Source organism: Mesorhizobium sp. B1-1-5, from assembly GCF_006443065.1.
Taxonomy (GTDB): Bacteria; Pseudomonadota; Alphaproteobacteria; order Rhizobiales; family Rhizobiaceae; genus Mesorhizobium.
This window is the reverse complement of sequence record NZ_VFWS01000152.1, coordinates 1-10,833: the sequence shown is the minus strand read 5'-3', so window position 1 is coordinate 10,833 and position 10,833 is coordinate 1. Positions and strand designations below refer to the sequence as shown.

The following is a 10,833-nucleotide window of genomic DNA, read 5'->3' as shown; positions in this document are numbered from 1 at the left end:
GTCACGGAATGGATTCCAGGGTCTCCGCGACGCCGCTTCGCGGCTGCTCCGCCCTGGAATGACGATCGCGATGGGCGTTTCGGCCAATCTCCAGCGCATGCCGCCTGCCATGCAACAGAGCCGGCCGATAAACATCCCTGTGCAGTGCCACTAAATCATTTCCAGACCGCGCTTGCGCGTCGGCGGCGGGAAGGCGCGATCGAGCTCGGCGAAATCCTCCGCAGTCAATCGGATATCGAGCGCGGCGGCGTTCTGGCGGACATGCTCCTGGCGGGCAGCCTTCGGAATGGCGATGACGCCTTCCTGCGCCATCGCCCAGGCAAGCGCGATCTGCGCGGCGGTTGCGTTGTGGCGCGCAGCGACCGCCTCCAGCCGGGCATTGCGGGCCAGCGCACCCTGCTCGACCGGCGAATAAGCCATAAGCGGGATGCCGCGCTTCACGCACCACGGCGCAAGGTCGAATTCCGGGCCGCGCCGCGACAGATTGTAGAGCACCTGATTGGTCTGGACGTTGGCGCCGGACGGCAGCCCGACAAGGTCCTCCATCTCGTCGGTGTCGAAATTGCTGACGCCCCAGTGGCGGATCTTGCCTTGCGACTTCAGCGCCTCGAACGCCTCGACGGTTTCGGACAGCGGCACGCTGCCGGGCCAATGCAGCAGATAGAGATCGATGCGGTCGGTAGCGAGGCGCTTCAGGCTGCTCTCGCAGGCGCGCTTCACGCCGGCGCGCGAGGCGTTGGAGGGCAGCACCTTGGAGACCAGGAAGGTCTCGTCGCGGCGCCCGGCGATGGCTTGCGCCACCACCTCCTCGGCGCCGCCATCGGCATACATTTCCGCCGTGTCGATCAGCGTTATGCCGAGGTCCAGCCCAAGCTTCAGCGCCGCGACATCATCGGCGCGGCGACGCCGGTCCTCACCCATCTTCCAGGTGCCTTGGCCCAGCACCGGGACGGTCTCGCCCGACGGCAGCTTCAAGGTTCTGATCGACGAGGGCATGGCGTTCTCCGCGTAAGGCTGGATCGCAGCACAGCCACAGCCGGAAATCCAGACCGACGCCGGCTGGCCGCCCGGATTTCCCGCAGTGACTATTTCGCCGGATGCTTGGCGAGCCAGTCCTGCATCTGCTTGATCTCGGCTTCCTGTGCCGCGACGACGCCTTCGGCGAGCTTGCGGATTTCCGGATCCTTGCCATTGGCGATCACCACCTTGGCCATGTCGATGGCGCCCTGATGATGCGGGATCATGCCGCGGACGAAATCGACATCGGCATTGCCGGTGTATTTGATCGTCATGTCCTTGTGCATCTTCTTCATCGCCTTCTCGTAGCCGACGGTGGCCGGGCTCTGGGCGCCCATCGCCATCTTGGACATGTCGTGCTTCATCTCCTCCGACGAGGCCGGCACGCTTTCGAGGAACACGGCGAGCAGCATTCCGGCCGCCATCAGCAGCAGCACGATTTTCTTGGCCAGGGTCATTCAGGTCTCCTTCTGTTGGATTTCGTATCTGGGGGTCTTGCTCAGAGTTTCAACGTTCTCAGCCGCAGCGCGTTGCCGATCACGGAGACCGATGACAGGCTCATCGCCGCCGCGGCGATCATCGGCGACAAAAGCGTGCCGGTGAGCGGATAGAGCACGCCGGCCGCGACCGGCACGCCGAGCACGTTGTAGAGGAAGGCAAAGAACAGGTTCTGGCGGATGTTGCGGATCGTCGCCTGGGCGAGCGTGCGTGCCCTGACGATGCCATTCAAGTCGCCCTTAACCAGCGTGATGCCGGCGCTTTCGACCGCGACATCGGCGCCGGTGCCCATGGCGATGCCGACATCGGCGCCGGCCAGCGCCGGCGCGTCGTTGACACCGTCGCCGGCCATGGCGACGCCGGCGCCCTTGGCACGCAGCTCCTCGACCAGCTGGCCCTTCTCATCCGGCAGCAACCCGGCGCGGACCTCGTCGATGCCGAGCCTGCCGGCGATCGCTCGTGCCGTGCGCTCGTTGTCGCCTGTCGCCATGATGATGCGCAGCCCCTTGTCGTGCAGCGCCCTTATCGCCTCGGCTGTCGTCGCCTTTACGGGATCGGCGACGGCGACAATACCGGCGAAACTGCCCTCGACAGCCACGAACATGGCCGTCTTGCCTTCGGCCTGCAGCGCCTCGGCATTGGCCGCCGACGTTGCGACACGGAGGTCCGCCATCATGGCCGCATTACCGAGCGCGACCTTCCTGCCCGAAACCGTGCCCGAAACGCCCTTGCCGGTGATGGCTTCGAAATCGACCGCGTCGGCCAGCTTCAGGCCGCGCGCGGCGGCGCCCTCGACGATCGCCTCGGCCAGCGGATGCTCGGAGCCCTTTTCCAGCGCGGCCGCGAGGCCCAGCAGCTCGTTCTCGTCGATGCCCGCGACCGGAACGACGTCGGTAAGCCGCGGCTTGCCCTCGGTCAGCGTGCCGGTCTTATCGACGATCAGCGTGTCGACCGAAGCGAAACGTTCCAATGCCGCCGCTTCCTTGATCAGCACGCCGGCATGCGCGCCGCGCCCGGTGGCGGTCATGATCGACATCGGCGTCGCAAGGCCGAGCGCGCAGGGACAGGCGATGATCAGCACCGACACCGCCGAGACGATGGCGAAGATCAGGCTCGGTTCGGGGCCGAAGATCGACCAGGCGATGAAGGCCAGGACCGCGACCAGAACGACGGCCGGGACAAAATAGAAGGACACGCGGTCGGCGAGACCCTGGATCGGCGCCCGCGAACGCTGCGCCTTGGCGACCAGCTCGACAATGCGCGACAACGTGGTCTCGGCGCCGACCTTCTCGGCGCGCATGACCAGCGAGCCGTTCTTGTTCAGCGTGCCGCCGGTGAGCGTGTCGCCCTCCGTCTTCTCGACCGGCAGCGGTTCGCCGGTGATCATCGATTCATCGATCGCCGAGCGGCCCTCGAGGACGATCCCGTCGACCGGCACGGCATCGCCGGGACGGATGCGCAAGCGGTCGCCGGACTTGACGCTGTCGAGCGGCACGTCCTTCTCGGAGCCGTCGGCGCCGATCAGCCGCGCCGTCTTCGGGGCAAGGTCCAAAAGCGCGCGGATGGCCGAGCCGGTGCGCTCGCGGGCCTTGAGTTCCAGCACCTGGCCGAGGAAAACCAGCGCGACGATGACCGCGGCGGCCTCGAAATAGACCGGGACGGCGCCATCATGACCGCGGAACTGATGCGGGAAGATGTCCGGGAACAAGGCGGCGACCACGCTGTAGAGGTAGGCGGCCCCGACGCCCAGCGAGATCAGAGTCCACATATTCGGGCTGCGGTTAAGGATCGATTCCCAGCCGCGATGAAAGAACGGAAACGCCGCCCACAGCACCACCGGGCTCGCAAGCGCCAGTTCCACCCAGGTCTTCGTGCGGCCGTCGATCAGGGTTTCGAAGCTCAAGCCCAGCATCGGCGCCATGGCAATGACCAGGAGGGGCACGGAGAGCACCGCGCTGACCCAGAACCGGCGCGTGAAATCGATGAGCTCGGGATTCGGGCCTTCCTCGCCTGTCGGCACGCCCATCGGCTCCAGCGCCATGCCGCAGATCGGACAGGAGCCGGGCTTGTCGCGGATGATCTCGGGATGCATCGGGCAGGTGTATTGCGTGCCCTTGGGCATCGGCTGCGGCTCGGACCGGCCAGCGAGGTATTTTGCCGGCTCCGCCTCGAACTTGGCCTTGCACCCGGAGGAGCAGAAATAGAAGCCCTGCCCTTCATGGCGAACGAAGTGCTTCGCGCTCGCGCGGTCGACGCTCATGCCGCAGACGGGATCGGTGGCGGAAAGATACGTTTCCGGCTCGGCCTGGAATTTCGTGCGGCAGCGCTCGCTGCAGAAATGAAAGGTGCGGCCGCCATGCTCGGCCGTCGGCTTGCCGGCCGCCGGATCGACCGTCATGCCGCAGACAGGATCGCGAATCACCGCTTCGGTGTCGGGCGCGATATTCTTCGCAGAGCAGCAGCCGCCGCCATGCGCATGATGGTGGTGGTCGGAATCGGTCATGCCAGGTCTCTGAATTTCAAACTTGAGGCGGAGGTAGTGCTTCCAGTAACTGGAAGGTCAAGGGATGGTTTGAATTTTTCCGGCTTTCGCCATCCGGCTTCGCGTGGCGTCCATCGCGCGCTGCCGGAAACGCGCCGCAGGCCCCCCATACACAGCGCCTCGAAAACAGGCTATAGACGCCGCCGAATGGCAAAGATCTCCCTGAAACTCGACGAAATCATCGATGGCGACGCGCTGCGCCGCGACTTGACCGCGTTGACGGCGGCGAGCGCCGGCGACGGTTCAGGACCGGCTGTCCGCACGGCCGTCCTCCAGCTGCTCAAGGCCAGGATGGCCGAAGGGCGAAAGATCGCCGAGGCCATGCTCAAGCAGGACGGCGGCGGCAATGCCTGCGCCGAGCGGCTGTCGCATCTGATGGATGATCTGATCCGGGCGCTCTATGATTTCGCCGCCACCCATGTCTACCGGGTCAAGAACCGGTCCGCGGCCGAGCGCATGGCGGTCGTTGCCGTCGGCGGCTACGGCCGCGGCACGCTGGCGCCGGGCTCCGACATCGACCTGCTTTTCCTGCTGCCCTACAAGCAGACCCCATGGGGCGAGCAGATCGTCGAATACATGCTCTATATGCTGTGGGACATGGGGCTGAAGGTCGGCCACGCCACCCGCAACATCGACGAGTGCCTCAGGCTGTCGCGCGGCGACATCACCATCCGCACGTCGATCCTCGAGGCGCGCTTCCTGTGGGGCGAGCAGAAGCTCTACGAAGAACTGCTCACCCGTTTCGACCATGAAGTGGTGCGCACGACCGGGCCAGAATATGTGCAGGCCAAGCTCGCCGAGCGCGACGAGCGCCACGCCAAGGCCGGCGAAAGCCGCTATCTGGTCGAGCCCAATGTCAAGGACGGCAAGGGCGGCCTGCGCGACCTGCAAACGCTGTTTTGGATCGGCAAATATTTCTATCGCGTGCGCACCGGCGAGGAACTGGTCGAGAAGGGCGTCTTCACCGAGGCCGAATATCGCGAATTCCAGAAGGCCGAGGATTTTCTCTGGGCGGTGCGCTGCCACATGCATTTCCTTACCGGCAAGGCGGAAGAGCGGCTGCATTTCGACATCCAGCGCGAGATCGCAGAGCGTCTGGGCTATACGACGCATCCCGGCCTGTCGGCGGTCGAGCGCTTCATGAAGCACTATTTCCTCGTCGCCAAGGATGTCGGCGACCTCACCCGCATCTTCTGCGCGGCGCTCGAGGAAGAGCAGGCCAAGCACGTGCCGGGCTTCAACCGCATCTTCCTCACCTTCTCGCGGCGCAAGCGCAAGCTTGCCGGCACGTCCGACTTCATCGTCGACAATCACCGCATCAACATCGCCGACGACAGCGTGTTCGAGCGCGACCCGGTCAATCTGCTGAGGCTGTTCTGGTTCGCCGACAAGCATGGGCTGGAATTCCACCCCGATGCGCTGAAGTTGCTCACCCGTTCGCTCGGCCTGGTCAACAAGTCGCTCCGGCGCGACGAGGAGGCCAACCGGCTGTTCCTCGATATCCTGACATCGGACCGCAATGCCGAGCTCAATCTCAGGCGCATGAACGAGGCGGGGCTGCTTGGCAGGCTGATCCCGGACTTCGGCAAGATCGTCGCCATGATGCAGTTCTCGATGTACCACCACTATACGGTGGACGAGCATTTGATCCGCTGCATCGGCGTGCTGGCCGAGATCGAGCGCGGCGACGGCGCGAAGGTGCATCCGCTGTCGCACACGCTGATGCCTAGCCTGAGAAAGAGCCGGGAGGCGCTCTATGTCGCGGTGCTGCTGCACGACATCGCCAAGGGCCGGCCGGAAGACCATTCGGAAGCCGGCGCCAGGATAGCGCGGCGCATCTGCCCGCATATGGGGCTGTCGGCCGCCGACACCGAGACGGTCGCCTGGCTGGTCGAGAACCACCTCGTGATGTCGATGACGGCGCAGACGCGCGACCTCAACGACCGCAAGACGATCGAGGATTTTGCTTCGATCGTGCAATCGGCCGAGCGGCTGAAGCTGCTTTTGATCCTCACCGTCTGCGACATCAGGGGCGTCGGGCCGGGCGTGTGGAACGGCTGGAAGGGGCAGTTGCTGCGCACGCTCTATTACGAGACCGAACTGCTCCTCACGGGCGGCTTTTCGGAAGTCTCGCGCGCCGAGCGCACGGCCGCGGCGCGCGAGCGGCTGGCCGAGGCGCTGTCCGCCTGGCCGGCGAAGGAGCGCAAGCGCTATGTCGCGCAGCACTACGAGAATTACCTTCTGGCGGTTGACCTTGCCGACCAGCTTCGCCATGCCGAATTCATCCGCGAGGCGGATGCGGCCGGCAAGAAGCTCGCCACCATGGTCAAGACGCATGAGTTCGAGGCGGTGACGGAGATCACCGTGCTGGCGCCGGACCATCCGCGCCTGCTTTCGATCATTGCGGGAGCTTGCGCCGCGGCGGGCGGCAACATCGTCGACGCGCAGATCTTCACCACCTCGGACGGCCGCGCGCTGGACTCCATCCTGATCTCCAGGGAGTTCGACCGCGACGAGGACGAACGCCGCCGCGCAGAACGCGTCGGCCGGCTGATCGAGGACGTGCTTTCGGGCAAGAGCTGGCTGCCCGAGATGATCGAGAAGCGCACCAAGCCGAAGCGCGGCGCCAAGGCGTTCCGGATTCCGCCGCGCGCCGAGATCCGCAACACGCTGTCGAACCGTTTTTCGGTGATCGAGGTCGAGGGGCTGGACCGGCCGGGCCTGCTGTCCGAGATCACCGGGACGCTCTCCGACCTTTCGCTCGACATCGCCTCGGCGCATATCACGACGTTCGGCGAGAAGGTCATCGACACGTTCTACGTCACCGACCTGACCGGACAGAAGATCGACAGCCCGACGCGCACCGCCACCATCCACAAGCGGCTGATCGATACGCTTGAAGGCAATTCGTCCGAACGCAACGGCAAGGCCAAGGCGGCCGCCGAGTGACATCCATTTGACGCAATTTTTCTGGCAGTCGTTCCCAGCATGAGCCTAGTCAAGAAATTCGCCACCGTCGCCTCCGGCACGCTGATGAGCCGTGCGCTGGGCTTCGGCCGCGAGATGCTGATGGCGGCAGCACTCGGCACCGGACCGGTCGCCGACGCCTTCAACGCCGCCTTCCAGTTTCCCAACACCTTCCGCAGGCTGTTCGCCGAGGGCGCCTTCAACGCCGCTTTCGTGCCGCTGTTCGCCAAGGAGATCGAGCAGCATGGCACCGACGGCGCCAAGCGCTTCTCGGAGGAAGTGTTCGGCGTGCTGTTCTCAGCGCTTCTGGCGCTGACCATCGCGATGGAACTGGCGATGCCGCTGATCGTGCGCTACCTGGTGGCGCCGGGCTTTGCCGACATTCCAGGCAAGTTCGAGACGACCGTCCGGCTTGCGACGATCATGTTCCCGTATCTCATCTGCATGTCGCTCGGCGCCATGATGGCCGGCATGCTGAACTCGCTGCGCCGCTATTTCGCGGCGGCGATCGCGCCCGCCTTCCTCAACATCATCCTGATCGGCCTGCTCGCCTATGCCTGGTATCACGGGCTGGACGCGCATGATGTCGGTTTCGGCCTATCCTGGGGCGTGCTGGCGGCAGGCATCGTGCAACTCGCCATCGTCTGGATCGCGGTGCGCAATGCCGGCATCTCGATCGGCTTTCGCCGGCCGAAGATGACGCCCAACGTCAAGCGGCTGCTGATCCTGGCGCTGCCGGCGGCGATCACCGGCGGCATCACGCAGATCAACCAGCTGATCGGCACGGCGATCGCGTCGGCGCAGAACAGCGCCGTATCGTCGCTCGCCTATGCCGACCGCATCTACCAGCTGCCGCTCGGCGTCGTCGGTGTGGCCGTCGCCATCGTGCTGTTGCCGGAACTGTCGCGGGCGCTGAAATCGGGCAATTTGGTCGAGGCAGCCAATTTGCAGAACCGCTCGGTCGAGTTCACCTTGTTCATGACGCTGCCCGCGGCCGCGGCACTCTGGGTGATGTCCGAGCCAATCGTGCGGCTGGTCTATGAGCGCGGCGCCTTCGCCGCCAACCACTCGACGCCGATCGTCGCCTCGATTCTGGCGATCTTCGGCCTCGGCCTGCCCGCCTTCGTTTTGATCAAGGCGTTCACGCCCGGCTATTTCGCCCGCGAGGACACGCGCACGCCGATGATTTTTGCCGCCATCTCGGTCGGCGTGAATGTCGCGACGGCGCTGAGCCTGTTCCCGTCGATGGGCGCGCCGGGCATCGCGGTCGCCTCGGCCGTCGCCGGCTGGGTCAACGCGCTGATGCTGCTCGCCATGCTGATCAGGCGCGGGCATTGGGGCCGCGACGTGCCGCTCTTGCGACGCATTCCCCGTCTGGTGCTCTGCGCCGTGATCATGGCCGTGGCGCTTTACTTCGCGGAGCGCCATTTTGCCGCGCAGATTGCGCCTGGCTCGCCGCTCGTGGTGAAGGCGACGACGGTGCTTGGGCTGGTCGCCGGAGGCGCGGCGCTCTACTTCATCGCCGCCTTTGTCACGGGCGGCGCCGATTTCGGCATGATCCGGCGGAACGTGAAACGTCGTTCACCCAAGGCGCTACCGCCCGTCAGGGAACAGTCTCCAGATCCGTGAGTCGGAATTCGTTGGCGGTAGAAAGTATCGGAACGGCGTAATATCGGGCGCAAGCGTAGTGGAAGCAGTCCGCCATGTTTAGGCGGACAGCATTGTTGCGAAACCGCGCAGCGGCCTCGACGGACAGGGATGTTGCCTCGGATGCAGGCGGAAGCTCGCGCAAGGCAATTGCCCGCTCTTCCAGAAAGCGGTCTACAATCTCCGCGCTTCTGGCGACCGGAATCGCCAGCTTTTCTGGTCGCGCGAGCGCCATCGCCGCCTCCCAAACGGCTATCGCCGACGTGAACGGTGCCGATGCCTTCATGACGGCCTGCGCGCATCGCTCGGCTTCCGTCTCGTTGCTCAGGATCGCGACGATGGCGGCGGCGTCGACAAACATCAGTCGTCGCCGGAAAGTTCATCATAAACGGACTGCGGCAGCGGTTTGCGCGCTTGTTCGCTAAGCTTGATTCCAAACTCGGCTCGCAGTCGTGCCGCCGTTTCCAGCGGCGTCTCGCGATTGCGCCGCCGCTCCAGGGCTTCGCGCATGGCGATCACGATTGCCTCGGTGATGCCGACCCCTTCAGCTTTGGCGAAAGCGCGCGTCAGCCTGTCGGCTTCCTTGTTGTTGATATTGATAGTCACCGCTACATTCCTTTATGTAGTTAGAAATATGTAGCCTATGTACGACAATGTCAACGTACCGATGCCCCCATGCCAGCTCGTCCGCGCCTCTTGATCCCGCAACCGGCTTCGTCCATAAGCGCGCCGTCGCAAGACTTTCCCCGCGCGCGGTATCCAGCCGCATGTTGGCTCCAAAAAGTCTGCAACTTTTTGGAAGCACGCTTAACGGCCCTCCACAAGCCATGAGGAATTAATGTCCGCCTTCAAGCCACTCGTCTTTTCGGGCGTCCAGCCGACCGGCAACCTGCATCTCGGCAACTATCTCGGCGCCATCAAGAAATTCGTCGCCCTCCAGGATCAGTCCGACTGCATCTATTGCGTCGTCGATCTGCATTCGCTGACGGCGCAGCTCGTGTATCAGGATCTGGGCGACCAGACGCGCTCGATCACTGCGGCGTTCCTGGCCTCCGGCATCGACCCCAAGAAGCACATCGTCTTCAACCAGTCGCGGGTCATGCAGCACGCCGAGCTCGCCTGGATCCTCAACTGTGTGGCGCGCATCGGCTGGATGTACCGGATGACGCAGTTCAAGGACAAGGCCGGCAAGGACCGCGAGAACGCCTCGCTCGGCCTGCTCGCCTATCCGAGCCTGATGGCCGCCGACATCCTGCTCTACCGCGCAACCCATGTGCCGGTGGGCGAGGACCAGAAGCAGCATCTGGAGCTGACCCGCGACATCGCCCAGAAATTCAACAACGACTTCTCCGAGAAGATCGCCGCCCTTGGCGTCGGCGTCGAAATGCAGGTCGGCGAAGAGACGGTGAACGGCTATTTCCCGATTACCGAACCGGTGATCGGCGGCCCGGCGGCGCGCATCATGAGCCTGCGCGACGGCTCGAAGAAGATGTCGAAGTCGGATCCGTCGGATCTCTCGCGCATCAACCTGACCGACGATGCCGACACGATCTCGAAGAAGATCCGCAAGGCCAAGACCGATCCGGAGGCCTTGCCGAGCGAGATCGACGGGCTGGAAAGCCGGCCCGAAGCGGAAAATCTCGTCGGCATCTATGCCGGCCTCGCGGAAATCTCGAAGGAAGAGGTGCTGAAGGAGTATGGCGGGCAACAGTTTTCCGTGTTCAAGCCGGCGCTTGCCGATCTTGCCGTGGAGAAGCTGGCGCCGATCGCTTCCGAGATGCGCCGCATCGAGGGCGACCGCGCCTATGTCGACGCCGTGCTCAAGGATGGCGGCGACCGGGCCCGCGCAATCGCCGAGGGCACGATGAAGACGGTGCGCGACATTATCGGCCTTCTGCAGGACTGACCCAGCGACCTCCTCGGACCATTGCCGCGCAGGCCGGCGGCTTGCCGCCGGTTCGCGGCAGTGGCAGATTGCGACCGAAACCATACCGAGCAGATAGACATGGTCTCCAAACGCCTCAGCCGCGAAGCCGGCCATCGCCGCAAGTTCCTGGCGATCATCGACGACACGCCCGAATGCGAGCGCGCCGTCGCCGTGGCTTCCTCGCGCATGATCTTTTCCACGCCCAGCCAGTGCTGGAAGTCGTCCGGCTCGATGA

Annotated in this window: 8 protein-coding genes; 3 read left to right on the top strand and 5 right to left on the bottom strand. The window is 64.6% G+C overall.

What is annotated here, in order from left to right:
- Window positions 1-150: 150 nt before the first annotated feature.
- From FJ980_RS27305 to FJ980_RS27295, 3 genes are all read right to left on the bottom strand, one after another.
- Window positions 151-996: an aldo/keto reductase gene (locus FJ980_RS27305; protein WP_140546781.1), complete on the bottom strand. Its 846-nt coding sequence runs from the start codon at window positions 994-996 to the stop codon at window positions 151-153.
- 89 nt (window positions 997-1,085) lie between these two features.
- Window positions 1,086-1,475 carry a DUF305 domain-containing protein gene (locus FJ980_RS27300; RefSeq protein ID WP_140546780.1) on the bottom strand — a complete coding sequence of 130 codons (390 nt, stop codon included), beginning with the start codon at window positions 1,473-1,475 and terminating at the stop codon, window positions 1,086-1,088.
- Between the two features lie 41 nt (window positions 1,476-1,516).
- Complete coding sequence (locus tag FJ980_RS27295) at window positions 1,517-4,018, bottom strand: heavy metal translocating P-type ATPase (RefSeq protein WP_140546779.1); 2,502 nt, start codon at window positions 4,016-4,018, stop codon at window positions 1,517-1,519.
- Between the two features lie 186 nt (window positions 4,019-4,204).
- Between FJ980_RS27295 and FJ980_RS27290 the strand changes: the two genes are divergently transcribed.
- Together FJ980_RS27290 and murJ are read left to right on the top strand one after the other, a co-directional pair.
- The gene (locus tag FJ980_RS27290; RefSeq protein WP_140546778.1) at window positions 4,205-7,006 is read left to right on the top strand and encodes a [protein-PII] uridylyltransferase; all 2,802 of its coding nucleotides are present in this window, start codon (window positions 4,205-4,207) and stop codon (window positions 7,004-7,006) included.
- 39 nt (window positions 7,007-7,045) lie between these two features.
- Complete coding sequence (gene murJ / locus FJ980_RS27285; protein WP_140546777.1) at window positions 7,046-8,653, top strand: murein biosynthesis integral membrane protein MurJ; 1,608 nt, start codon at window positions 7,046-7,048, stop codon at window positions 8,651-8,653.
- Here murJ and FJ980_RS27280 read toward each other — a convergent pair.
- Window positions 8,628-9,032, bottom strand: coding sequence for a type II toxin-antitoxin system VapC family toxin (locus tag FJ980_RS27280; protein WP_140546776.1), 405 nt, complete (start codon window positions 9,030-9,032; stop codon window positions 8,628-8,630). The genes murJ and FJ980_RS27280 overlap by 26 nt on opposite strands.
- Window positions 9,032-9,277, bottom strand: a complete 246-nt coding sequence (locus FJ980_RS27275) for a type II toxin-antitoxin system VapB family antitoxin (protein WP_095766111.1) — start codon at window positions 9,275-9,277, stop codon at window positions 9,032-9,034. The genes FJ980_RS27280 and FJ980_RS27275 overlap by 1 nt, the downstream gene beginning before the upstream one ends.
- A 232-nt stretch (window positions 9,278-9,509) precedes the next feature.
- Here FJ980_RS27275 and trpS point away from each other — a divergent pair, with 232 nt between their 5' ends.
- Window positions 9,510-10,577: a tryptophan--tRNA ligase gene (trpS, locus tag FJ980_RS27270; protein WP_140546775.1), complete on the top strand. Its 1,068-nt coding sequence runs from the start codon at window positions 9,510-9,512 to the stop codon at window positions 10,575-10,577.
- Window positions 10,578-10,833: the final 256 nt, after the last annotated feature.